Below are 23,627 nucleotides of genomic sequence, written 5' to 3'. Positions count from 1 at the left end.
TTTTTGTGGTGGATTACCCAAAGTACTTTACGCCCAACGGAGATGGCATCCATGAAACATGGAACATAGAAGGCATTGGAAGTACTGCCAAAATTTATATATTTGACCGCTACGGGAAACTGCTCAAACAGATCAGCCCGCAAGGCCAGGGATGGGACGGGACGTTCAACGGCAACAACATGCCATCGAGCGACTACTGGTTCACGGTAGAGTACCTAGAGCCCCTGACCAACCAGATAAAAGAGTTTAAAGCCCATTTTACCTTGAAACGATAAAAGAAATTATGAGATTAAAAAAGTTTTGTTTAGTAGCATTTACAGTCTTAATGGCAAATTTTAGTTTTGCTCAAGAAGGTGTTCCGATTTATTCTGATTATTTAACAGATAATTACTATTTAATACATCCTTCTATGGCTGGTGTTGCTAATTGTGCTAAAGTTAGATTAACAGCTAGACAACAGTGGTTTGGTGTTGATGATGCACCGAGTCTGCAGACATTAAGTATTAATGGTAGAGTTGGCGATACACCTGTTGGAATTGGTGGAATTCTATTCAATGATTCTAATGGATACCATTCTACATTAGGTGGATATGCAAGTTTTGCGTATCATTTAATGTTTTCTAGAAATGAAATAGACTTAAATATGTTGTCATTTGGTATTAATGCTGGTTTTTTACAATATAAAGTAGATGCAAGTGAGTGGCTAGGTCCTGGTGATCAATTTGATCCGTTGGCAACAAGCGGAACAGCTACGAACTTTAATATAGATGCTGGTTTTTCTTACCATTTCTTAGATTTTTATGCGCATTTTACTGCAAAGAATATTTTAGAAAACGATGGTATTAACTGGAATCGTAATGGCGATCAGTGGGAATTTAGAAACTTAAGAACGTACTTATTTTCTACAGGTTATACGTTTAGTAAATATGGAAGCGATTGGAGCTATGAACCTTCAATAATGTACATGTATAGAGATGCTACTGAAGAATCTTCAATAGATGTTAACGCTAAGGTTTATCGAGAAATGGATTTTGGTAAAATTTGGGGTGGATTATCTTATAGACGTAGCTTAGATGGTGCTGAGTTTGTAGACGGTTCAGGTGTGAGTAGTCAAAAGCTACAATATATCACGCCTTTTATTGGTGTTGATTATAACAATTTTGTGTTTGCTTATACATATTCATACCAAGCAAATACAGTAAACTTTAATACAGGTGGTTTTCATCAAATAACTTTAGGTTACAACTTTAATTGTAAACGAGAGAAGTTTGAGTGTAATTGTCCGGCAATTAACTAAAACAAAAAAGGCTCGGTTTTTAATCGAGCCTTTTTTGTTATGTGCTATTCCCAGACATAGTTTTTGTTTTTTGCTTGGGTTTTTATAGCGTTTACCATAGCATTTTCTAAACCATTTTTTTTATCGTCCGAATTTTTAGCGATGTATGTTTTACGTTTCACATTTAATTCTGCTATTTCTTTTTGAAGCTTTTCGCGCTCAACTCTTTTCTTTTCAATATAAGATTTTATTTCATCTTTAGATTTTCCTTTTAATTCTTCAGGTAATTGTTTTTCATCTAAATCTTCATAGGAAAAATCAGCTTCTTTTTCTGCATCAACTAAATCCCATGAGCTATTTTTATAAAGTCTTGAACTTTTACTCACAGTTCTACTTACGGCATTAGCTTTGTTGTAACTCATAGCATTAAGATCTTGTTCTGCCTGCGTTTCCATTTTTTGTCTTCCTAAGTATCCATAAGCGACATACGTTTTGTTTAGTTTCTCATTGAGTTCTAAAATTTTATCATCGTAAGGCGATGCTACATGTATTGTTGCTTTGTTATGGTTAATAGCCATGTAATCGCCATGAGTTAGATCTGCACCATCCTTCCAAAAACCTGAAATCCCTTGATTATAGTCACCACAAAAAATAGTGTTAACGGTTACGTCTTTCTGATGTGCAAGTTTAGAGGCTTCTTTGTAACTAACAGTACCTTGCGTGTAAGGTTCATTTCCTGCTATAAAAATTAATTTTAAGTCCTCTTTCTTATCTCCCCAATTAAGTTGATCTAAAGCTGTTTTAATTACTTTGCCACAGTACTCATTACCGCCTTTAGTAGTTAATGAGAAAAGGGATTTTGATATTTCATCCAAATCATCACTAAAAGCAAGTACTTGTCTTAAATACCCTTCATCAGCATTGAGGTTGTCGTTACCATATTCATAAAGCGCAATTTTAAGATTAGGGTTTTGCTCCTCGCATTTGGCATAAGAAAGTTCGTTTACAATTTCCCATAATTGCGCTTTAGCTTGGTCAATTAGGCCATCCATACTATTACTGGTGTCTAGTAATAATGCGACTTTAATTTCTGGTTTGTCGGTTTTTAAATTCGTTTCAATCACTGTTTGATTGATAGCGAGATCTTGCTGATTTTGTTTTGTGTTTGCATTGCAAGCAGTAAGGGATAGTATTCCCATCATTACAGCAAATGGTTTTGTTATTGCTTTCATAGTTATTAATTTTTTGTGTTTAATTCTTTTACATCTATAGTGCCATTAGGCGAAATCACATAGTATTTATGGTCAATTTCGGTTTTTGTAATAGTTTGTGGTTTTTGCTCTTTAGGCTTTGGCGTGTAGAAAAGTTTTATGTTCATGCCTATTTGAACAACAGGTTCTAATATTGATGGATTTACCACAATATCATACTGCTCATAAGTCAGTGGTTGGTAATAATAAGACGTTTGCTTTTTGGCGCTGCTAACACCCTTGTTGGTCTTTAAGGCTTCAAAAGAAACACTGTTGTAGGCTTGGTAACTTTGGTAGAAATCTTTTGGAAAATAACAGTACTTATCATCTGCAATTTTAACGTCGTAGTTAGCCATGTCAAAGCCTAGTGTTGTATAATACGCTTTTTTATCTGCAATGAGTTTCAATAATTGGTCTTGAAGATTTTTATAAACTTCCTGAATATTTTCAATAAAATAATCAACCTTAACTAAGTTGTAAACTTCACTCTTGGCACAAGCTTCCAGAATGCCTTCGAATTGACTGGTTTTAGTAAATTGAATATGAATGTTTTGTTGCAATTCAAAGCCTTTTGGTACTTCAGTGTACGTTTTACTGAATAGCTTTTTTGTGACTTCTACCTCGTACACAGGTACGAAGGAAATAACATCAATAGCAAAGTCTTTTTCGGTAATTCCGAGAGTGTTTAATCTGGTTTTGATGTTGTCTATTCGCTCTTTCATGAGAGCATTAGTAGATTCTGCGGTTTCACCGATTTGAGATAAATTGAAAATGGCTGTGTACGTTGAAGCGCTCACATTTTGTAATGCTTTTACATCTATGGTAAGCACATCACTTGGATGAAGTGTTTTGTTCATCTGATGCTGAACCGTTGGGTTGTAAATGTTGGCATTTCCTGAGGTTAAAATATTTTGTCTAGAAATGTCTTGTGTAATTTGGTTGTAGTTTCCTTTGTGTTGTGCAGTTATAGAGTTAGCCAATAAAAAGAGGAGCAGAACTGCCAGATTAAATTTTTTCATTTTGAATTTATTTTGATTAATGAGCAGTAAAACTCTGCTAAAAAAAGAGAAATAAAAATCTAGAATGAGTAAAGGAGGTTAGTTAATGAGTGAAGTGAAATCTTAAATGAGTTAACCCTAATATTTTTCTACTTAAAAGACTATAAAATTGAAGTACCCATTTTTTGGTACCAAATAAAGTATGTAAGTTAGTCCTGTTAATACCTTATTTTGATAAAAATTAGTCATACATATAATCTTATATTTTTCTTCCTATTTACACTTTTGAGTTTTGGGCAGAGTAATCGCACTCAACATAAAAATGACGAAGCGTTTTTTACAGTACGAGGTTCGGTTTATTTAAAAGACACAAGAGAGCCAATAGATGATGTAAGTATTCAAGTGAATAATGGTAGGTATACGCGTACAGATATCTTTGGGAAATTTGTTGTTAAAGCAAGAGTAGGCGATGAGCTTACCGTAATGCATGATGATTTTGAAACTGTACGCTACACTGTTTTAAGTGACGAACGGATTACCATATTGGTAGAAGAACAAAACAGAGGACGTTATAAAAGTGCTAGATCAGATGATGTTGTAAGGCAATTTAACCAAATGATTGATTCAGCAGATGCGTACTTAAAGAAAGATGCCGCAAAGAGTATAAAATTTATTGGCGATGCACTTAATTATAATGTGTCATCAAGACAAAGTGCAGAGGCACATAAGCTTTTGGGAGATGTTTATGTTCATTGGAAACAATATGATCTTGCTATATCTGCGTATAAAGTAAGCCTCCAGAATTTTGAAATGGCTTCTGCTAAACTCAAATTAGCTGATGCCTATACTAAGAATGAAGAGTATCAAAAAAGTATAGATACTTATAAAAGCCTTAATGAAAAAGACTTATCTAACTACGAAAAAACAGTGTTGTATGAAGGTCTAGGTGATGCTTACTTAAAATTAAAAAATACACAAGAAGCCATAAGCTCTTATGAAAAGGGATTAGAGATTGCAAAGAAACACTTAATAGCTCCAAAGGTTACAGATTTAAACTCAAAAATTGCACAAGCGTATAATGCAAAAGGTGAAGTTGAAAAAGCAAAAGGTTTCTATAGCAATTCACTTAAGTTAGCAAAAAAAGAAAACAAAAAACGTGCTGTTGAGGAGCAGGTTAAAGTTGCTGAGTTCAATAGTTTAAATAGAGAATACGATAGTGAAATTGAACTCAGAAAAAATGTTCTGGAAACACTTGAAGACATAGAAAAAGACTCTGTGTTACCTAATGAGAGTCCGTTAACATCACAAAAACAAAATTATAAACTAGGTAATGCTTATTTGCTAAATAATGATTTAGATAATGCCATTCCATCATTTAAAAAGAGTATTGAAGAGGCTGATAAAAAGGAAGACTTAGACGTAAAAAAAGATGCGACCAGAAAGCTATCCGAAGCTTTAATTGATGCTGGTGATGCAGAAGAAGGGCTTAAGTGGCTAAATGAATATAAAAATACTGTTGACGAATTGTATGCTAAGAAGGTTCAAGAAATATCCCAAGCAGCGCGTTTTAGCCGTAATATAGCAGAACAGCAAAACAGAATTACATCTTTAGAAAGCGATAGAGCCTTATCTAAAAGCAAGTACGAGCTTACCCAAGAGCGCAACAAACGTCAGCAGTTAATCATTTATTCCTTACTTGGCGGATTAGTGTTGTTTCTAATTACAGGATTTTTAATGTATAAATACATTAAGCAACAACGTTTGGCAAATAATCTTTTGGCGTTAAAATCTTTGAGAAGCCAGATGAATCCACACTTTATTTTTAATGCCTTAAACTCTGTGAATAGTTTTATTGCCACTAACGATGAGCGTACAGCAAACAAATATTTATCTGATTTTTCGCAGTTAATGCGTGCTGTTTTAGAGAATAGTGAAGAAGATTTTATTCCACTAAAAAAGGAAGTCGAATTGCTTCAGCTGTACACTAAACTAGAACATTTTAGATTTCAAGATAAGTTTGAGTATTCTATAGATGTAGACGAGAGTATAAATGTCGATGAATTTCAAATTCCACCAATGTTACTGCAACCTTATATCGAAAATGCAGTATGGCATGGTCTGCGTTACAAGAAAGAAAAAGGACATCTAAACATTTCTATAAAACCAAAGTCAAAAGACGAAATTACAATTACCATTTCAGACGACGGAATAGGCAGAACACGTTCTAAACAAATGAAGACCGAGAATCAGAAAAAGCAGAATTCTAAAGGGATGAACAACATTAAGAAGCGTGTGGCAATTTTAAACGAAATGTACAAAGACAAGGTAGATGTAACGATTGAAGATTTTCAACAAACTGAAGAAGATGCAGGTACCAAAGTTGTGGTGACTTTAAAAAAAGATTAATGCATTCTATTTTGGGTTGTCAGACTGAGCTTGTCGAAGTCATTAAGTAAGGAAGTTAAACTAAAAAAGATTCCTGCTTTCGCAGGAAGTATAACATGAAACTAAACGCAATACTAGTAGAAGACGAAGAAACCAGTAGAGCTATTCTGCGAAATTATCTCAACAAATACTGCCCAAATATTTCAATTGTAGGCGAAGCTGCTAATGTAGAAGAAGCTTTGGTGCTGATTAGAAATAACGATTTAGACGTAGTCTTTTTAGATGTAGAAATGCCATATGGTAATGCGTTCGATTTATTAGATAAAGTTGGTCATATAGATTTTGAAACCATTTTTGTTACAGCTTATAATCATTATGCTATTGAAGCTTTAAATGCACATGCATCGTACTACTTAATGAAACCAATTTCTATTGATGAACTTATAAAAGCGGTTGATTATGTTACCGAAATAAAATCTAAAGAAGAAGCACTACAAGACCAAGTTTTAGTACCAAAAACTAATGCTGTAAATGGAAAAATAACCTTGCCACAACAAGATGGTTTTGAAGTTATAGAAACAGCAGATATTATGTATTGCAAAGCTGATGATAACTACACCGAAATCTACCTCAATAACAATAAGAAAAAGTTGGTAAGTAAGACTTTAAAATATATTGAAGAAAGTCTTAAAGATGGCAATTTTGCTAGAGTTCATAAAAGTTATTTGGTTAATGTAAATGAAGTGGTAAAGTATGTAAAAGGAAAAGGTGGAAGCGTTATTCTAAGTAACGGCAAAGAAATTATGGTATCTGCATCTAAAAAGGCTGAATTGTTGGCTTATTTTAAATAATGACCTCTAAAAAACATAAAACACCATGGCCAACCAAAGCGGTTATGGTGCAGATTTATGAGCAGCATTTTTGGGGAGGAAACGATTCAGATTTCTACTCAGGGGAAGGCTCTCACAATCCTAAAATTATTCAACCTTATATTGATAGTGTAACCGATTTTTTAAAATCCCATGATAATCAACTTTCGGTTTGTGATTTGGGTTGTGGAGATTTTAATGTTGGCAAAACCCTTGTTCCGTTTACAAAAGCATATGTTGCTATAGATATCGTAGAAGGTTTAATAGAAAGAAACCAGCAATTATTTAAAGCAGGCCATTTAATCTTCAAATGTCTGGATATCGCTAAAGATGATTTACCAAAAGCAGATTGTGTAATTATTAGGCAAGTGCTTCAGCATTTGTCTAACCAAGAGATTCAACAAATTTTAGACAAATTAAGTGCTTATAAATATCTCATACTAACAGAACATATTCCTGTTGGGGAATTTACACCGAATATTGATATTATAGCTAATAGCCAAAACCGATTAAAACATCATAGCGGAGTAGATGTGTTGGCAGAGCCTTTTAATTTTAAAGTGAAGGAATTTAATGTGCTAAATGAGGTAATTTTAGATAATGAAAGTCGAATAACCACAACTTTGTTTACCTTATAAAATTATATAGACTAAATATTGAAATGAGTTTGGGAAGACAGAACATTAAGCACTAATTTCTCTTAGTAGCCACAAATAATCTTCACGATTTTTCACAAAATCCTTATCAGAAATATCAATAATTTTTACGTTCAGCTCGGTTTGGTTTCGTAAAAAGTTGAGATAGCCTGCATTTATTTTTTCAAGATATTCGTCTTGTATTTCCTTTTCGTATTTACGACCACGCTTTTTTATGTTGGCTTGTAAACGTTCGGTATTTTGGTAGAGGTAGACGTATAAATCTGGTCTAGCAATATCTTTATAGACTTGGTAAAATAATTTTCTGTATAATCTAAATTCATCTTCGGCTAAGGTGACTTTAGAAAATATCAGTGATTTGTGTACATCGTAATCGCTTACCATAAAATCTTTAAAGAGATCTAACTGCGATAAATCGTCACTAATTTGTTGGTAACGATCTGCCAAAAAAGACATTTCTAGCGTAAAAGCATAACGCTCTGGTTCTTTGTAAAATTTTGGTAAAAACGGATTGTCAGCAAAACGTTCTAATATCAATTTAGCATTAAAATCTTGTGCTATTTTGTTTGATAAACTGGTTTTGCCTGCACCAATATTACCTTCAATAGCTATAAAATTATAGTTGCCAAAATTAAAACGCTTCATTGGGTTTTTAAGCCAAATTTTTATAGGTTCAATTTCAGAGTTGTCATCACATTCTTCAGATAAATCCGATACTTTCTTTTTTAAAGTTGGGTGTTCTATGTCTTTAGCGATATCACAAAGTGGTTGTAAAACAAATTTACGTTTATGTAAATGAGGATGTGGAATTTCTAAAGTAGTGTCTTTAAAGGTTTCATCTCCATAGAACAAAATATCTAAATCAATCTCACGAGACTCATAAGTGTCAGACTTTTTGATGCTTCTGCCCAAGTTAGACTCAATTTGTTTAAGTGTTCTTAGAAGTTTTTTTGGTTTTAATTCAGTTTCAACCTTAATACAAGCATTGTAGAAATTATCGCCTTCAAAACCTAAAGCAGGTGTTTCATAGATCTTAGAAATTTTACGGATTGTACCTACACTTTTAAAAATAGCATCAATAGCCAGTTGCAAGTGTTGCAGCTTGTTACCTTTGTTACTGCCTAATGCTATGTAAACCGTTTTGCTTGCCGTCATGGAATTAGCAAAATAACTAAAACAAAAATTAATAGTTTATCTTTACTACAACAATTTATTAACCATTTTTAATGTCATTAAAAGACAAACTTTTAGCCCAACGCATCTACCTTTTACTCGGAAGTCTTTTTATAACCTCTTTGGTGGTGTCTAACCTTATTTTTCAGAAGTTTTTTTACTGGTATCCTGTAGATGTTGAAGTTTTTGGTAGCAAATTGTTCGAAATTTCGGTAGGTATCCTGCCTTATCCAATTACATTTTTAATTACCGATTTAATTAGTGAGATTTATGGTAAGAAGCGTGCTAATGATGTTGTTGTGGCAGGCATTTTTGCGTCCTTATTCTCGGTTGGTATTATTTTGGCGGCAGACAGTGTGCCAGCATTAGATAATTCGCCATTAAATGATGAAACCTTCAAATTTGTATTTAGCAAAACCATTATAGCAGTTGGTTCTAGCATGTTTGCGTACTTGTTTGCTCAATTTGTAGATATTAGAATTTATCATTTCTGGAAAAACTTAACAAAAGGAAAACATCTCTGGTTGCGTAACAATTTTTCTACTTGGATCTCACAGTTTGTAGATACATTATCAATAATAAGTTTGTTATGCTATTTTGAAGTTTTGCCATGGTCTAGCTTCAAAGGATTATTGATTAGTGGATTTTTATTTAAAGTCTTAGTGGCATTTTTTGACACTCCATTCTTGTATTTGGGAGTGTACCTTTTTAGAAAACGATTTAAACTCAAGGTTAACGAAGAGATTGATCTCACCTAACTGTTATTAAATCATTAAAGTCTTGCTAAAGTTTCTTAAAAGCACAACTATTCTCCGCAACTTTGCGTATAATAAGTAAAGCTATACACTACAACCATGAAGAAATTTTTAAAGATTGTCGGAATTATTTTACTAATATTTATTGCCATTCTTATAGCTGTACCATTTGTTTTAGAGTCTAAAATAGATGCTATTGTTCAGAATTATGCAGATGAAAATTTAGATGCAGATTTAAGTTTTGATGATGTTAGTTTAAGCCTAATTTCTAGTTTTCCTAGTGCAGAAGTTAGTGTAGAGAATCTTAAAATTGTAAATAGAGCACCTTTTAAGGATGAAACGTTGGCAACAGCAAAAGCCTTGTCTTTTGAAATACCAATAGGCGAATTGTTTAAAGGTTCTGACGAACCGTTGGTGGTTAATGAAATTATAGCAGATGAATTGTTATTAACCCTAAAAACCAATAAAAACGGAACTACAAATTATGATATTGTAAAACAAGATGAAGACGCTTCAACAGCACCCGATTCTGAAGAACAATCTTCTGGTTTTAGCTTTGATATTCAAAACTATGAACTGAACAATAGTGCTTTTACTTATATAGATGAGGGTACTAATACTAAGTTGTATGCTACCGAAATTAATCATAACGGTAAAGGTGTTTTTTCTGGTGAAGTCTCTGAGTTAGATACCAAAACCGAAGCAAAAATTAGCATGTCCATAGATAGCACGCAATATTTGAGTAATAATAGTATAAAATTAGATGCTTTAATTGCAATGGATTTAGAGCAAAACAAATACACCTTCAAAGAAAATAAAGGCTTTATTAATGCATTGCCATTAGAGTTTGAAGGGTTTGTGCAACTGTTAGAAGAAGGGCAGCAGATTAATATTACATTTAAAAATCCCGAATCATCATTTAAAGACTTTTTAGCTGTAATACCAGAAGCTTATGCCAAGAATATTGAAAACGTAGAGACAACAGGGAATTTCACGGTTAATGGTGTTATAAAAGGTTTAGTCTCTGAAGAAACTATACCAACATTAGACATTAATATGAAGTCTGATGACGCATCATTTAAATATCCAGATTTACCAAAAAGCGTTAGGAATATTATGATTAATGCATCGGTAAAGAATACAACAGGAAATGTTGATGACACCTATGTAGATTTAGATCAGTTAGATTTTAAGATAGATGAAGATGTGTTTAAGTCTGAAGCTCACATAAAAAACCTTACAGGTAATATGTTGGTGAGTGCTAACTTAGATGGAGTTTTAAATTTGGCTAATATAACCAAAGCATATCCTGTAGAATTAGAAAATCAGTTAAGTGGAATACTAAAAGGAAAACTCAACACCTCTTTTGATATGGAGGCTATTGAAACCAATGCCTATCAGCGTATCAAAAACAACGGAAGTGTGTCTATATCAGATTTTGTGTTTTCTTCTGAAGATATTGTAAATCCTATTCAAATAAATAAAGCCAACCTTACTTTTAAGCCAGGTACAGTAAACCTCAATAATTTTGATGCACAAACAGGTACAAGCGATTTTTCGGCAACAGGAACTATTAATAACCTACTTGGGTTTTTATTGAGTGACAAGAAGCTTCAAGGAAGTTTTAATGTAAATTCTAATACGTTTGCAATTTCAGACTTTATGGTAGAAGATGAGTCTGCTTCAGAAACATCAAATAAAACAACTTCAGATTCAGAATCCCTTAAGATTCCAGACTTTTTAGATTGCACCATTACGGCAAATGCTAAGACGGTTATTTATGATAATTTAAATTTAAAAAACGTCAAAGGACAACTATCTATCAAAGACCAGAATGCCAATTTAAGTAATATGACTACAGATATATTCAACGGTCAGTTAGGTATTTCTGGTAATGTAAATACTAAAGAAGCGAAGCCAAAATTTGATATGAAATTGGCCATGCAGCAATTTGATATTTCACAATCATTCAAAGATTTGGAGATGCTACAGGCTTTGGCTCCAATAGCAAAAGTAGTGCAAGGAAAATTGAACTCTACTATTGATGTGAGTGGGCTTTTAGATGAAAACTTCTCACCAGATTTAGCTACAATTTCAGGTAATGCTTTGGCAGAAATATTGACTTCTAATGTAGATGTTAGTAAAAGTCCTTTGCTGTCTGGCTTAGATAGCAAGTTAGATTTTATAGACTTTAATCAGCTTCAAAAAGATATTAAAACTAAACTGAGTTTTAAAAACGGACAAGTGAGCGTAAAACCATTTACGTTAAAATATAAGGATATACCAATTGAGGTTTCAGGTTCGCATAGTTTTACTAATACAATGAATTATAGTGCGGTATTGCAAGTACCAGCCAAATATTTGGGTAGCGATGTTAATCGCTTAATTGGGCAAATTAATGATGGTGAGGTTAGTAAAATCTCAATTCCTGTTACAGCAAATATTGGAGGTACATTTTCTAGCCCAGCAATTACTACAGATTTAACAAGTGGTGTTTCTAATTTAACTAAACAGTTAGTAGAAATTCAAAAGCAAAAATTGATTGGTAAGGGTAAGGATAAAATCAACGATCTTCTAGGTAATGTTTTAGGTGGAAATAATAGCACAAAAACAGATTCAACCACTGTTAAAACAGATAGCACTAAGAAAGATCCTAAGGATGCCATAAAAGAAGGTGTAGGAAATGTATTAGGAAATATTTTAGGTGGAAAAAAGAACAAAAAAGACAAAAAGGCTCCGGATTCTACAAAAAAGAACTGATTTTAAGTAAAAACTACTTTTTTGTGATTAGTTTCTGTTAATTATTCCTCAAAATGCTTGTTTATCTAGATTATTTGATTATAATATGGGTTCACAAAATTTTAGAAAACTACATGAGGCAACTTAAGATTACCAAGCAGGTAACTAACAGAGAAGACAAATCCCTAGACAAATATTTACAAGACATAAGTAAAATACCTTTGATTACGGCGGATGAAGAGGTAGAGTTAGCGCAACGTATAAAAAAAGGAGACCAAGATGCCCTAGATAAGTTAACGACCGCCAACCTAAGATTTGTGGTTTCGGTTGCAAAACAATATCAAAATCAAGGATTAAAACTTCCAGATTTAATTAATGAAGGTAATGCAGGTTTAGTAAAAGCGGCAAAACGTTTTGATGAAACCAGAGGTTTTAAGTTTATTTCTTATGCTGTTTGGTGGATAAGACAAGCTATACTTCAAGCCTTAGCTGAGCAATCTCGTATTGTACGTTTACCATTAAATAAGATTGGTACTATAAATAAAATAAACAAAACTTTTTCGCACTTAGAGCAAATACATCAGAGACCACCAAATGCTGAAGAAATAGCAAGAGAGTTAGATATAAGTACGCGAGAGGTAAAACAATCCATGAAAAACTCTGGACGTCATTTATCTATGGATGCACCGCTAAAAGAGGGAGAAACCTTTAGTCTTTATGATGTTGTAAGCGAGAATGAATCTCCAAGACCAGATAAAAATCTAATGCGTGCATCCTTAAATACAGAGATAGAGCGAGCACTAGAAACCTTAACCCAAAAGGAGAGTGATGTTATTCGTCTTAACTTTGGTATTGGAAACCAGCCACCAATGACTTTAGAAGAAATAGGTAGCATTTACGACCTTACTCGAGAGCGCGTAAGACAAATAAGAGAAAAAGGAATTAGACGATTGCGACATGCTAGCAAGAGCAAGATTTTAAAGACATACTTGGGCTAATACCATTGGTTTTTTGCTTAAAAAAACAACTAAAAGCATAATTTAGAAAGGTAAAGATGAATTTGTTGATTATTGAGGAAAATAATTTTTTATTTTAAAATAGTTAGCCTATATTTGCCGACCATTTGCAAGAATTAGATAATAAAAACTAGCGATAGATGATTAAAATAGAAATCAAAGAAGGAGAGAATATAGAAAGAGCTCTTAAGCGTTATAAGCGTAAGCACAGAAATGTACAGATAATGCAAAACTTAAGAGAGTCTCGTTATTTCACTAAACCATCTGTTAAGAGAAGAAGAGAGATTCAAAAAGCAGAATATATTCAAAGTTTAAGAGACGCAGAAAACATCTAAGTCTCTAGCTTTTTATTTTAAGATATTAAGAGAGCAACAAATTATTGTTGCTCTTTTTTCATTGCCATAATCAAATAAAAGAGATTATCTAAAATTTTCATTTTCTGCTCTAACTTCTATTGGCTCAATTGGACGGTCTTCATAAAAATGCTCAAAAGTTTTGTCTGTAGAGTAATTGTCTGTCAATACTTTATATACCATAACAACAACTAAAATTTGGCCTATAACCGTAAGGTAGAATACCCAATTAAAAGGGAAATCCATAGCGCACATAATTGTGATGGTAATTAAAAGTATCGTAGTGATTGCAATGTAAATAAATGGTGACTGCTTCATTTTTTTGTTTAAAATTAATAATAAAAAATTAAACAAAAATAATTTTAACGCAATCCTAACAATCTGTTTTACAGAACGCTTAAGTTTACTACAAGGCCTTCGTTAGCTCTTATGTTAAATACGGTATCATCTTCAAAAATGAGGTATTGTCCTTTGATACCAACAAGTTTTCCAGAGTAAATAACTCGCTTTTGTATATTTAAACTCTTAGGTTTTTCAGGATAATGTTCTACCGGAAAATTAAGATGGGTCTCAGTATTATTCTCTATAAAGTAATCTTTAACTTCTTCAGGGATATAAGTTTTTAAACGTTGTCTCCATTCAGTTAAATCTTCATCTGCATTATCATTTCTAAGCATTTTTCGCCAATTGGTTTTATCTGCAACATGGTCTTTTAAAGCGACTTCTGTAATACCAGCCAAATAACGGTTTGGTACTTCAACAATTTCAATAGCTTCATGGGCACCTTGATCTATCCAACGCGTTGGGACTTGGCTTTTTCTGGTAACACCAACCTTAACATTGCTAGAGTTAGCAAGGTATACGATATGTGGTTGTAGTTGTACCTTTTTTTCATATTCTAAATCTCTATCTTCTTTGCCTAAATGTGCTGTGCTTAGTTCAGGTCGCATTATCCAATCACCAGCAATAGGTTTATCAAAAAAACAACTCTTACAAAAGCCTTGTCTGTAAATAGGCTTGTCTAGTCCACAACTCAGACATTGATACCCAACATGTTTAATTTCAATAGTTTTGTTAATGAGTTGATTCATGTGAATAAAATCACTCTCAAACACCAAATAATATTGAATTGGTTCTATAAATTCAGTCTGCATTTTAGTGAGGACACCTGTATAAATCATAAAAGAAATTTATTATTTTTAGCCATTAAGCCTTTTTAAGAATATTCTTGAAAAAGCTTTAAATTTATTTAAATGAAAAAAATCTCGCTTGGCGAGTAAAGATAACCAATCCATGCCAATTCCTATCGTAAATTCTATTGCTTCGTGGTTTTTAAAAAAACGATTTCATCAAATAGATTTGTTTTTAAAATACCCAAACGAAGTACAAAACGAATTGCTTTTTAGTTTGCTAAAGTTTGCTAAGGATACAGAGATTGGAAAGAAATACGATTTTGCTTCAATAAAAACCTATAAGGAGTTTAACGAGCGTTTACCTATAGTGAGTTATGAAGATGTTCAGCCTATGATAGAGCGTTCTCGCCAAGGAGAACAAAATATTTTTTGGCCTAGACCAATAAAATGGTTTGCAAAATCTAGCGGAACAACCAATTCTAAAAGTAAATTTATTCCTGTAAGTACTGAGTCTTTGGAAGATTGTCATTATGCAGCAAGCAAAGACCTTTTGTGTATGTACCTAAACAACAACGAAAACGCACAGCTTTTTACTGGTAAAAGTCTTCGCTTAGGTGGAAGCAAGGAGCTTTATAAAGAAAATGGAACTGTTTTTGGGGATTTAAGTGCCATTCTTATCGATAATATGCCCTTTTGGGCAGAGTTTAGCAGTACACCAAGTAGTAAAGTCTCTTTAATGAGTGAGTGGGAAGCCAAAATGCAGGCCATTGTAGAGGAGACCATAGAAGAAAATGTAACGAGTTTAGCAGGCGTACCATCTTGGATGTTAGTGTTACTTAACAATGTATTGGAAAAAACTGGAAAAGATAACCTCTTTGATATTTGGCCAAACCTTGAAGTATACTTTCACGGAGGAGTAAGTTTTAATCCTTACATAGAGCAGTATAGATCTATCTTACCAAAGAAGGATTTTAAATATTACGAAATTTATAATGCTTCTGAAGGGTTCTTTGCCATACAAGATCAGAATTATTCTGGTGACCTATTACTGATGTTGGACTACGGAATATTTTATGAGTTCATACCTATGGACACCTACGGTACAAAAGATCAAAAAGTGATTCCGCTTAGCGAGGTGGAGTTAGGGAAAAATTATGCTGTTGTTATCACAACAAATGCAGGTCTCTGGCGCTATAAAATTGGTGATACTATCAGATTTGTAAGCTTAAAACCACATAGAATTAAGGTGTCTGGCAGAACAAAGCATCACATTAACGCTTTTGGCGAAGAGCTAATTATTGAAAATGCGGAAGATGCACTTAAGAAGGTGTGTAAAAGAACTGCTGCAGAGATTGTAGATTATACAGCAGCACCAATTTTTATGAAAGGAAAAGAAAAAGGTGCGCATGAGTGGATTATTGAATTTAAAACACCTCCAAAAAACATGTCTTATTTTGAGGAGCTATTCGATAATGCTTTAAAAGCTTTGAACTCCGATTATGAGGCCAAACGCTATAACAACATGACTTTGAATAAGCCGAAAATTCATAGTGCTAGAACCAACTTGTTTTATGATTGGCTAAAAGAAAATGATAAGCTTGGGGGTCAGCACAAAGTACCTCGTTTGTCAAATTCTAGAGATTATATTGAAGAGTTGTTGCAATTAAATAATCAAGAATAGAATTGTAATTACCATTTATCGTTAAAATCATCAAGTAAATTTCATACAACGAGATTTAAAATGACTTTAACCAAAATCTTAATAAAAAGGTTTTGTCTTTAAAAGATGATACTATATTAGCTGTAAATAAATGTGCTATTAATTAATACCCTAACTATTTTATATAACATATTGTCAGCAATATTTATTAATCAATCCTAACAATAAAAAAACCACAATATTAAAATTGTGGTTTCTTTTTTCATTAGCCGATATTTTTTAGGATACAGCCTTAAGCTTCTTTAAAGTAGACTTATTGAGTCTATCTTCAGCATAAGCCTTAGTTACATTAAGCTTAGATTCTCCAGAGCCAGGTAAATCAAACATGGCTTCGGTTAATATCTCTTCGCAAAGCGAACGCAAACCACGAGCACCTAGTTTGTACTCTATTGCTTTTTCTACAATGTAGTCTAATGCTCCGTCTGTAATGGAAAACTCTACTTCGTCCATAGCAAACAACTTTTTGTATTGTTTGATAATGGCATTTTTTGGTTCCGTTAGAATAGCTCTTAGTGTATTAGCATCCAATGGGTCCATGTGTGTTAACACAGGTAAACGGCCAATAATTTCAGGTATTAATCCAAAATCTTTCAAATCTTTTGGAATAATATATTGAAGAATATTATCATCGTCTACATTATCATCTTTTATAGAGCTATAGCCAATGGCTTGCATATTAAGACGCTTAGTAATTACGCGCTCTATACCATCAAAGGCACCACCTGCAATAAATAAAATATGCTCTGTATTAACTTCTATAAACTTTTGGTCAGGATGCTTACGACCACCTTTTGGCGGGACATTAACAACAGTACCTTCTAATAATTTTAGAAGTGCTTGCTGTACGCCTTCACCAGATACATCTCTTGTTATTGATGGATTATCACTTTTACGAGCAATTTTATCAATTTCATCTATAAAAACGATACCACGTTGTGCTTTCTCTAGATTGTAGTCAGCTGCTTGTAGTAATCGCGTTAAAATGCTTTCTACATCTTCACCGACATAACCAGCTTCTGTTAATACAGTTGCATCAACAATAGCTAGCGGTACATTAAGCATACGAGCAACGGTTTTTGCCATTAAAGTTTTACCTGTACCAGTTTGGCCTACCATAATGATATTACTTTTTTGTATTTCTATATCATCATCAGAAGGAGGTTGTAACAAACGTTTGTAATGGTTATAAACCGCTACGGACATAACACGTTTGGTGTATTCTTGCCCAATAATATACTCATCTAAGAACGCTTTTATTTCTTTAGGCTTTCTGAGCATTAATTCTGCACTTAACTCAGAATTACCTGATTGTTTAGATTCTTCAACAACAATACCATATGCTTGCTCAATACAGCGATCGCAGATGTGTGCATCTAGTCCAGCAATCAGTAAATTGGTTTCTGACTTTTTTCTACCACAGAATGAGCATTCTAATTCTTCTTTTGCCATAATTTTGGTTCTTGTTTAGGGGATTTTAGTCGCAAAATAATTAGTTTATTTACTTGCGCTCTAAAACTTCATCAATCATACCATACTCTAAAGCTTCACTAGATCGCATCCAGTAATCTCTATCAGAGTCTTTTTCCACTTGTTCGTAAGGCTTTCCTGAGTGCGTAGAGATAATATTATAAAGCTCTTCTTTTACTTTTATTGTCTCACGTACTGCAATTTCCATATCAGATACTTGCCCTTGTGTACCACTCATAGGTTGGTGAATCATAACGCGAGAGTGCTTAAGAGCAGAGCGTTTTCCTTTTTCTCCAGCACATAATAACACTGCGGCCATAGATGCTGCTATACCTGTACATATTGTTGCAACATCGGGTTTTACAAACTGCATGGTGTCATAAATGCCTAAACCAGCATACACAGATCCACCTGGAGAGTTAATATATATTTGAATATCTTTTGTGGCATCAGTGCTTTGTAAGAATAATAACTGTGCTTGAATGATATTAGCCACCTGATCGTTAACTCCAGTACCTAGGAATATTATACGATCCATCATTAAACGAGAGAAAACGTCCATAGCAATAGCGTTTAATTGACGTTCTTCAATAATGTTTGGTGTTAAATTAGTAGGATACATACTTGTAATTATTTTCTCATAATAATTACTATTAATACCTTGATCCTTTATAGCGAACTTTTCAAATTCTTTTCCGTAATTCATTATATTTTCAATTTATTTTTCGATTAAAAAAAAAGCGTAAAACTTTTCAGTTCTACGCCTTAAAGATACTAATTTATTTTAGCTTCCTGCTTTCGCGGGAATCACAAATTTTGGTTACAAGGCGTAGCCTTGAGAATTTTTATACTTAGCTATAGAATTCTTTTACAAAATCATCGTAAGTGATTTCTTTTGTTTTAAGATTAGCTTCAGTCTTATATAAGTTTAATAGTTTTTGACTCATTAATTGCTCAGATAAACGTTTTACCTCATCTTGGTTAGACATTATACGAGCTGCTATATCTTCTAATTCTTTTTCTGAAGGATTTAATTGACCAAATTGTGCCATTTGACCTTTAATCATTTCCATTGCATAAGCCTTCAATTCTTCAAATTGAACTTGTAAGTTATGATCTGCAATTAATTTACCTTCTATAAGTTGGTAACGCATGCTTTTTTCTGACTTTTCAAATTCTTCTTTAGCTTGCTCTTCTGTCATTGGCTCTTCACCAGCTGTTTGCATCCATTTTTGAAGGAACTCAACTGGTAAATCAAACTTTGTGCTTTCTAATAAGTATTCAGTCACATCGTTTAATAATTTCTGGTCACCTTGTTGTGCAAATTGCTTTTCAGAATCTTCCTTAATCTTATTCTTCAGCTCAGTAACAGAAGTTACTGCTTTAGGGCCAAAAAGTTTATCGAATAATTCTTGGTCTAAATCTGCAAGTTCTCTTTCATTAATTTCAGATACCTCAAAGTTTACTTTAATGTCTAATCCGTGAGCGTCATCGTGAGATACTTTTAAGAACGTCATTAAATCGTGGTCATCGTTAAAAAGACCTTTAGTTTTTAATTCGATTACATCGCCAACTTTAGCTCCGATAAATTTCTTAGGGTTTGTTTTTCCTTTTAATTTATCTAAAGTAATAGTTGCAACATTCTCAATACCTTCTTCTTCGTTAGTGAATTTTCCAGTAATTTCAGAATCTTTAGTTACTTCGGTTTGAGATACTAACTTGCCATATTGCTTTTGGATGTGCTCAACTTGGTTGTCAATCATCTTGTCATCTGCAACAATGTTGTAGTGTGTTATTGCTTTTTTACCTTTTAACTTTACGTCAAATTCTGGCGCTAAACCTAATTCAAACTCAAAAGAAAAAGCATCAGCATCCCAATCTAAATCGTCCTGTGGTTTTGGTAATGGGTTACCTAAAACGTCTAACTTTTCTTCAACTAAGTACTTACCGATAGCATCTTGAAGTAACTTGTTTACCTCATCAACTAATACAGCTTTACCGTATTGTTTTTTCACTAGACTCATAGGAACATGGCCTTTTCTAAATCCAGGAATGTTAGCAGACTTTCGGTAATCTGTTAAGATTTTTTCAACTTTATCGCTATAATCTTCTTTTGCGATATCTACTTTTACAACTGCATTTAATGCGTCGATGTTTTCTCTTGTAATGTTCATTATACTTAGTAACTAAAATTGGGCTGCAAAAATACAACATTTTTCACAACCCTACAACACTTTAAACAATTGGTTTTTAGTCGTTTTTTGGCTCTTTAAAAATGGTTTGTAAGATGGATTGCAGAATGGATAATAGAATACTGAAAATTAAGGCAGTCCAAAAACTATTTACAGCAAATCCATCAATTAATTTATCTGCTAAAAGAATAATTAATGCATTGATAACCAAAAGGAATAAGCCTAAGGTTAAAATGGTAACGGGCAAGGTAAGTATTATTAAAACTGGCTTAACAAAGAGGTTGAGAATTGCTAATACTATTGCAACTATAAGCGCACCTGCATATCCACTAACAGCTACACCACTAAGAATATGGGCGAGGATAAACACGGCGAGAGCATTTAACAACAATCTAACTAATAAGTTCATACAATTAAGTTTTTAATTTTACTTAATATAAGAATTTAATTACAGCTTCGTAAAAATCCTTTGGATTTTCTGCATGCAACCAATGACCTGCATTTTTAATAGTAACAATTTCTGAATTTGGAAAATGACGATGAATTATGGCTTCATCTTGCTCGCCAATATATTCAGATTTATCTCCTCGAAGAAACAAAGTGTCTTTATTGAAAGTAGCATGTATTGGAAATGCTTCTCCTACTTCAGAAACATTATTTTTTAAAACGGGTAAATTAATTCTTAGGCCTAGTTGTCCTTTTTCTACCCAGTATAAATTTTTAAGAAGAAACATACGAGTGCCAGCCTCTTTTACGTACTTGCTCAATGCTTCATCTGCAGCACCGCGACTTTCTATTTCTGAAAAGTCTAGACTACTTAATCCTTCTAAAATGGCATCGTGATGTACAGGATAATAACGTGGTGAAATATCTGCAACAATAAGTTTACTAACGAGTTCTGGAAATAGAGCAGCAAAAAGCATTGCAGTTTTCCCTCCCATGGAATGTCCTAGCAAAATAATGTCGTTGAGGTCGTGTTCTTTACAATATGCTTTTAAGTCTTCTGCCATTAATTCATAGTCAAAGTCTTCCGAATGAAAACTGCGACCATGGTTTCGTTGGTCAACTAAATGAACTTGGTAGTTTGATTCTGAAAACTGCTTGGCTAAGGTTTTCCAGTTATCTCCCATGCCTAAAAAACCGTGAAGAATTACAAGCGGTTTACCTTTGCCTATAATGTTTGAATGTAAAATCATTTTAGTTTGTCTAAATACATTTTAATAACATTTTTTGCACCTAGATACAAGCTTTCAGATATAAGTGCATGGCCAATAGAAACTTCTAAAAGTCCAGTGATATTTTCTTTAAAATATTTGATGTTATCAAGTGAAAGATCATGGCCAGCATTAATTCCTAATCCAAGGGTATTTGCTAAGCCAGCACATTCCATATAAGGTTTTATACCTTCTTTGTTGCCTAGACTAAATTGATGCGCATAAGCTTCGGTGTAAAGTTCTATTCTCTCAGTGCCTGTTTCCTTGGCTCCTTCAATATAATGGAGGTCAGGATCTACAAATATAGAAGTTCTAATACCATTGTTTTTAAACTCTTTGATAACGTCTATTAAAAAATCTTTGTGTTTTACTGTGTCCCAACCTGCATTCGAAGTTATGGCGTCTTCAGCATCTGGTACCAAGGTTACTTGTGTTGGTTTTACTTCTAAAACCATATCAATAAACTTAGGTATTGGGTTACCTTCAATATTAAATTCTGTAGTGACTTCTGGTTTAAGATCATAAACATCTTGATAACGAATGTGTCTTTCATCTGGTCTTGGATGAACGGTTATACCTTCGGCACCAAATCGTTGAACATCTTTTGCAAATTGTACTACATTTGGTGCATCGCCACCTCGACTATTTCTTAGTGTTGCTATCTTGTTAATGTTAACACTTAATTTTGCCATCTCATCGTAATTTTAGATAACAAAAATACAGAACTCATCTTGGGTTTTTGTAGTTATTTTTGATTAATTTGCAAGATATTCAAACTCTAAATATGCAGTTACAGGATTTTGTTATAAACGACATAAAACCATTAAATATCACTGATAAAATAGGCGACTTACAAATGCTTTTTAATCAGCTAACATATTCTCACGTCCCAATTCAAAATCAAGGTGTGTATATGGGTTGTATTTCAGAGACTGACGTGCATTGTTTTGATAGTGCCATAACTATAAAAGATTGTAGTCATACTATTGAGGGTTTTTTTGTAAGATCAACAACTAATTGGCTCGATGTGCTTGAGGCATTTGCTCAAAATGACTCTAACATAATGCCTGTTTTAGATGAGAAAAATACATATTTAGGCTATTATGAGCTAAATGATATTATCCACCTTTTTAATGAAACACCTTTTTTCTCTGAGCCAGGAGGTATTCTTATCGTAGAAAAAGGAATCCATGACTATTCGTTTAGTGAAATTAGCCAAATTGTAGAGTCTAATGATGCTAAACTCCTCGGTGCGTTTATATCGAAAATGGGCTCAGATTTAGCACAGATTACTTTAAAAATTGGCAATACAAGTCTTAATGAGGTTATTCAAACATTTAGACGCTACAGTTATAACATAGTGTCTGGTCACGAAGAAGATTCCTATATTGAAAGTCTTAAAGAACGCTCTCAGTACTTAGACAAATACCTAAATATGTAATGATGAAGATTGCAATTTACGGTCAGAATTACGCTAAAGACTCAACACAAAAAGCACTTGAGATTTTAGTAGAAGTGTTGCTAAAACATAGTGTTGAAATATTTGTTGAACACGATTTTTTAAGTCAACAAAAAGAAGAAATTCTGAAAAACACTCAATTAAACACCTTTTCAGAATTAGATGAAAGTTATGATTTGCTTGTTAGTATAGGTGGTGACGGAACCATATTAAGAGCCATAACGTATGTGGGAGATTTAGGTATTCCAATAGTGGGTATTAACACGGGTAGGCTTGGTTTCTTAGCTACTATACAAACAGACGAAATAGAATCCGCACTTTCTGAAATTTTCAATGGTGATTATAAAATATCTAAGCGATCTTTATTAAGTGTCACGACATCACCTAATAACAATACAATAGGCGAAACTAATTTTGCACTTAACGAAATAGCTTTAAGCAGAAAGAATACTACTTCGATGATTACTGTAGAAACTCATCTCGATGGAGAGTATTTAACTTCGTATTGGGCTGATGGTCTTATATTATCTACACCGACAGGTTCTACAGGTTATTCGCTTAGTTGTGGTGGTCCTGTAATAACTCCTGAGGCAAATAATTTTGCATTGACTCCAATTGCACCCCATAATTTAAGTGCAAGACCTCTAATTATACCAGATAAAACATCAGTTACTTTTAAGGTAGACGGTAGAGAAGACCAATTTTTAATGTCTTTAGATTCAAGGATTGTAACTCTACCTAATACGACAATTGTAACTGTAGAAAAAGCAAGTTTCGCAATTAAGATGGTAGAGCGGCTAGAAGAAACCTTTTTAGACACGCTTAGGAAAAAGCTACTTTGGGGTGAAGACCGTCGTAATTAAGCCTTTTTTCATACAATAAAAGCTTGTAAATACTGTTTATCTCTAAGACAATTTGTATCAAATTGTAATAGGCTAATCATAATTATTATATTTGCAAACTTTGAAAAAT

Annotated in this window: 23 protein-coding genes; 12 read left to right on the top strand and 11 right to left on the bottom strand. The window is 33.3% G+C overall.

Annotation, left to right across the window (positions count from 1 at the left end):
- Both FC091_RS14485 and FC091_RS14480 read left to right on the top strand, forming a co-directional pair.
- A partial coding sequence (locus FC091_RS14485; RefSeq protein ID WP_138435005.1) for a T9SS type B sorting domain-containing protein occupies window positions 1-275 on the top strand: 275 nt, incomplete at its 5' end.
- A gap of 8 nt (window positions 276-283) precedes the next feature.
- Window positions 284-1,297, top strand: coding sequence for a PorP/SprF family type IX secretion system membrane protein (locus tag FC091_RS14480; protein WP_138435003.1), 1,014 nt, complete (start codon window positions 284-286; stop codon window positions 1,295-1,297).
- A gap of 44 nt (window positions 1,298-1,341) precedes the next feature.
- Here FC091_RS14480 and FC091_RS14475 read toward each other — a convergent pair whose 3' ends face one another.
- Both FC091_RS14475 and FC091_RS14470 read right to left on the bottom strand, forming a co-directional pair.
- Window positions 1,342-2,508, bottom strand: a complete 1,167-nt coding sequence (locus FC091_RS14475) for a vWA domain-containing protein (protein ID WP_138435001.1) — start codon at window positions 2,506-2,508, stop codon at window positions 1,342-1,344.
- Between the two features lie 5 nt (window positions 2,509-2,513).
- Window positions 2,514-3,545, bottom strand: a complete 1,032-nt coding sequence (locus FC091_RS14470) for an SIMPL domain-containing protein (protein ID WP_138434999.1) — start codon at window positions 3,543-3,545, stop codon at window positions 2,514-2,516.
- A 210-nt stretch (window positions 3,546-3,755) separates the two neighbouring features.
- Between FC091_RS14470 and FC091_RS14465 the strand changes: the two genes are divergently transcribed.
- The 3 genes from FC091_RS14465 (at window position 3,756) to FC091_RS14455 (ending at window position 7,416) form a co-directional block, all read left to right on the top strand.
- Entirely contained in the window at window positions 3,756-5,930 is a 2,175-nt protein-coding gene (locus FC091_RS14465; protein WP_246035958.1) for a histidine kinase, read from the top strand.
- Window positions 5,931-6,025: 95 nt separating this feature from the next.
- Window positions 6,026-6,760 carry a LytR/AlgR family response regulator transcription factor gene (locus tag FC091_RS14460; RefSeq protein WP_138434997.1) on the top strand — a complete coding sequence of 245 codons (735 nt, stop codon included), beginning with the start codon at window positions 6,026-6,028 and terminating at the stop codon, window positions 6,758-6,760.
- Window positions 6,760-7,416 carry a class I SAM-dependent methyltransferase gene (locus FC091_RS14455; RefSeq protein ID WP_138434995.1) on the top strand — a complete coding sequence of 219 codons (657 nt, stop codon included), beginning with the start codon at window positions 6,760-6,762 and terminating at the stop codon, window positions 7,414-7,416. The genes FC091_RS14460 and FC091_RS14455 overlap by 1 nt, the downstream gene beginning before the upstream one ends.
- Before the next feature lie 45 nt (window positions 7,417-7,461).
- On the opposite strand, the gene folK is transcribed toward FC091_RS14455, so the two are convergent.
- Window positions 7,462-8,589, bottom strand: coding sequence for a 2-amino-4-hydroxy-6-hydroxymethyldihydropteridine diphosphokinase (gene folK, locus FC091_RS14450; protein ID WP_138434993.1), 1,128 nt, complete (start codon window positions 8,587-8,589; stop codon window positions 7,462-7,464).
- A gap of 71 nt (window positions 8,590-8,660) precedes the next feature.
- Between folK and FC091_RS14445 the strand changes: the two genes are divergently transcribed.
- The 4 genes from FC091_RS14445 (at window position 8,661) to rpsU (ending at window position 13,452) form a co-directional block, all read left to right on the top strand.
- Window positions 8,661-9,365, top strand: a complete 705-nt coding sequence (locus FC091_RS14445) for a queuosine precursor transporter (RefSeq protein WP_138434991.1) — start codon at window positions 8,661-8,663, stop codon at window positions 9,363-9,365.
- Window positions 9,366-9,461: 96 nt separating this feature from the next.
- Window positions 9,462-12,122 (top strand): AsmA-like C-terminal region-containing protein, encoded by a 2,661-nt coding sequence (locus tag FC091_RS14440; protein WP_138434989.1) that lies wholly within the window; start codon window positions 9,462-9,464, stop codon window positions 12,120-12,122.
- A 113-nt stretch (window positions 12,123-12,235) separates the two neighbouring features.
- Window positions 12,236-13,099 (top strand): sigma-70 family RNA polymerase sigma factor, encoded by an 864-nt coding sequence (locus tag FC091_RS14435; protein ID WP_076619896.1) that lies wholly within the window; start codon window positions 12,236-12,238, stop codon window positions 13,097-13,099.
- A gap of 158 nt (window positions 13,100-13,257) precedes the next feature.
- Window positions 13,258-13,452: a 30S ribosomal protein S21 gene (rpsU, locus tag FC091_RS14430; RefSeq protein ID WP_076619898.1), complete on the top strand. Its 195-nt coding sequence runs from the start codon at window positions 13,258-13,260 to the stop codon at window positions 13,450-13,452.
- A gap of 84 nt (window positions 13,453-13,536) precedes the next feature.
- On the opposite strand, the gene FC091_RS14425 is transcribed toward rpsU, so the two are convergent.
- Window positions 13,537-13,788, bottom strand: coding sequence for a hypothetical protein (locus FC091_RS14425; protein ID WP_138434987.1), 252 nt, complete (start codon window positions 13,786-13,788; stop codon window positions 13,537-13,539).
- A 68-nt stretch (window positions 13,789-13,856) separates the two neighbouring features.
- Entirely contained in the window at window positions 13,857-14,651 is a 795-nt protein-coding gene (locus tag FC091_RS14420; protein WP_138434984.1) for a DUF2797 domain-containing protein, read from the bottom strand.
- A 112-nt stretch (window positions 14,652-14,763) separates the two neighbouring features.
- Between FC091_RS14420 and FC091_RS14415 the strand changes: the two genes are divergently transcribed.
- Window positions 14,764-16,284: a GH3 auxin-responsive promoter family protein gene (locus FC091_RS14415; RefSeq protein WP_138434982.1), complete on the top strand. Its 1,521-nt coding sequence runs from the start codon at window positions 14,764-14,766 to the stop codon at window positions 16,282-16,284.
- Window positions 16,285-16,542: 258 nt separating this feature from the next.
- Here FC091_RS14415 and clpX read toward each other — a convergent pair whose 3' ends face one another.
- From clpX to FC091_RS14385, 6 genes are all read right to left on the bottom strand, one after another.
- Window positions 16,543-17,772 carry an ATP-dependent Clp protease ATP-binding subunit ClpX gene (gene clpX / locus FC091_RS14410; protein WP_138434980.1) on the bottom strand — a complete coding sequence of 410 codons (1,230 nt, stop codon included), beginning with the start codon at window positions 17,770-17,772 and terminating at the stop codon, window positions 16,543-16,545.
- A 49-nt stretch (window positions 17,773-17,821) separates the two neighbouring features.
- Window positions 17,822-18,496, bottom strand: coding sequence for an ATP-dependent Clp endopeptidase proteolytic subunit ClpP (gene clpP / locus FC091_RS14405; protein ID WP_138434978.1), 675 nt, complete (start codon window positions 18,494-18,496; stop codon window positions 17,822-17,824).
- 145 nt (window positions 18,497-18,641) lie between these two features.
- Entirely contained in the window at window positions 18,642-19,964 is a 1,323-nt protein-coding gene (gene tig / locus FC091_RS14400; protein WP_138434976.1) for a trigger factor, read from the bottom strand.
- 76 nt (window positions 19,965-20,040) lie between these two features.
- Entirely contained in the window at window positions 20,041-20,391 is a 351-nt protein-coding gene (locus FC091_RS14395; protein WP_138434973.1) for a phage holin family protein, read from the bottom strand.
- Window positions 20,392-20,413: 22 nt separating this feature from the next.
- Window positions 20,414-21,178, bottom strand: a complete 765-nt coding sequence (locus tag FC091_RS14390; protein ID WP_138434971.1) for an alpha/beta fold hydrolase — start codon at window positions 21,176-21,178, stop codon at window positions 20,414-20,416.
- Window positions 21,175-21,888, bottom strand: a complete 714-nt coding sequence (locus FC091_RS14385; RefSeq protein ID WP_138434969.1) for a pyridoxine 5'-phosphate synthase — start codon at window positions 21,886-21,888, stop codon at window positions 21,175-21,177. The genes FC091_RS14390 and FC091_RS14385 overlap by 4 nt, the downstream gene beginning before the upstream one ends.
- 92 nt (window positions 21,889-21,980) lie before the next feature.
- Here FC091_RS14385 and FC091_RS14380 point away from each other — a divergent pair, with 92 nt between their 5' ends.
- The gene (locus FC091_RS14380; protein ID WP_138434967.1) at window positions 21,981-22,637 is read left to right on the top strand and encodes a CBS domain-containing protein; all 657 of its coding nucleotides are present in this window, start codon (window positions 21,981-21,983) and stop codon (window positions 22,635-22,637) included.
- Window positions 22,638-22,639: 2 nt separating this feature from the next.
- Window positions 22,640-23,518, top strand: coding sequence for an NAD kinase (locus tag FC091_RS14375; protein ID WP_138434965.1), 879 nt, complete (start codon window positions 22,640-22,642; stop codon window positions 23,516-23,518).
- The last annotated feature ends 109 nt before the right edge of the window (window positions 23,519-23,627 follow it).

It is taken from the genome of Winogradskyella algicola, from assembly GCF_005869935.1.
Taxonomy (GTDB): Bacteria; Bacteroidota; Bacteroidia; order Flavobacteriales; family Flavobacteriaceae; genus Winogradskyella; species Winogradskyella algicola.
The sequence above is the reverse complement of the archived record's forward strand: the minus strand, read 5'-3'. Positions and strand labels throughout refer to the sequence as shown.

What these genes read in the sequence shown, in the direction of transcription:
- FC091_RS14480 (WP_138435003.1), top strand. Translation starts at nt 284, where the DNA reads ATGAGATTAAAAAAGTTTTGTTTAGTAGCATTTACAGTCTTAATGGCA.
- FC091_RS14475 (WP_138435001.1), bottom strand. Translation starts at nt 2,508, where the DNA reads ATGAAAGCAATAACAAAACCATTTGCTGTAATGATGGGAATACTATCC.
- FC091_RS14470 (WP_138434999.1), bottom strand. Translation starts at nt 3,545, where the DNA reads ATGAAAAAATTTAATCTGGCAGTTCTGCTCCTCTTTTTATTGGCTAAC.
- FC091_RS14460 (WP_138434997.1), top strand. Translation starts at nt 6,026, where the DNA reads ATGAAACTAAACGCAATACTAGTAGAAGACGAAGAAACCAGTAGAGCT.
- FC091_RS14455 (WP_138434995.1), top strand. Translation starts at nt 6,760, where the DNA reads ATGACCTCTAAAAAACATAAAACACCATGGCCAACCAAAGCGGTTATG.
- folK (WP_138434993.1), bottom strand. Translation starts at nt 8,589, where the DNA reads ATGACGGCAAGCAAAACGGTTTACATAGCATTAGGCAGTAACAAAGGT.
- FC091_RS14445 (WP_138434991.1), top strand. Translation starts at nt 8,661, where the DNA reads ATGTCATTAAAAGACAAACTTTTAGCCCAACGCATCTACCTTTTACTC.
- FC091_RS14440 (WP_138434989.1), top strand. Translation starts at nt 9,462, where the DNA reads ATGAAGAAATTTTTAAAGATTGTCGGAATTATTTTACTAATATTTATT.
- FC091_RS14435 (WP_076619896.1), top strand. Translation starts at nt 12,236, where the DNA reads ATGAGGCAACTTAAGATTACCAAGCAGGTAACTAACAGAGAAGACAAA.
- rpsU (WP_076619898.1), top strand. Translation starts at nt 13,258, where the DNA reads ATGATTAAAATAGAAATCAAAGAAGGAGAGAATATAGAAAGAGCTCTT.
- FC091_RS14425 (WP_138434987.1), bottom strand. Translation starts at nt 13,788, where the DNA reads ATGAAGCAGTCACCATTTATTTACATTGCAATCACTACGATACTTTTA.
- FC091_RS14420 (WP_138434984.1), bottom strand. Translation starts at nt 14,651, where the DNA reads ATGATTTATACAGGTGTCCTCACTAAAATGCAGACTGAATTTATAGAA.
- FC091_RS14415 (WP_138434982.1), top strand. Translation starts at nt 14,764, where the DNA reads ATGCCAATTCCTATCGTAAATTCTATTGCTTCGTGGTTTTTAAAAAAA.
- clpX (WP_138434980.1), bottom strand. Translation starts at nt 17,772, where the DNA reads ATGGCAAAAGAAGAATTAGAATGCTCATTCTGTGGTAGAAAAAAGTCA.
- clpP (WP_138434978.1), bottom strand. Translation starts at nt 18,496, where the DNA reads ATGAATTACGGAAAAGAATTTGAAAAGTTCGCTATAAAGGATCAAGGT.
- tig (WP_138434976.1), bottom strand. Translation starts at nt 19,964, where the DNA reads ATGAACATTACAAGAGAAAACATCGACGCATTAAATGCAGTTGTAAAA.
- FC091_RS14395 (WP_138434973.1), bottom strand. Translation starts at nt 20,391, where the DNA reads ATGAACTTATTAGTTAGATTGTTGTTAAATGCTCTCGCCGTGTTTATC.
- FC091_RS14390 (WP_138434971.1), bottom strand. Translation starts at nt 21,178, where the DNA reads ATGATTTTACATTCAAACATTATAGGCAAAGGTAAACCGCTTGTAATT.
- FC091_RS14385 (WP_138434969.1), bottom strand. Translation starts at nt 21,888, where the DNA reads ATGGCAAAATTAAGTGTTAACATTAACAAGATAGCAACACTAAGAAAT.
- FC091_RS14380 (WP_138434967.1), top strand. Translation starts at nt 21,981, where the DNA reads ATGCAGTTACAGGATTTTGTTATAAACGACATAAAACCATTAAATATC.
- FC091_RS14375 (WP_138434965.1), top strand. Translation starts at nt 22,640, where the DNA reads ATGAAGATTGCAATTTACGGTCAGAATTACGCTAAAGACTCAACACAA.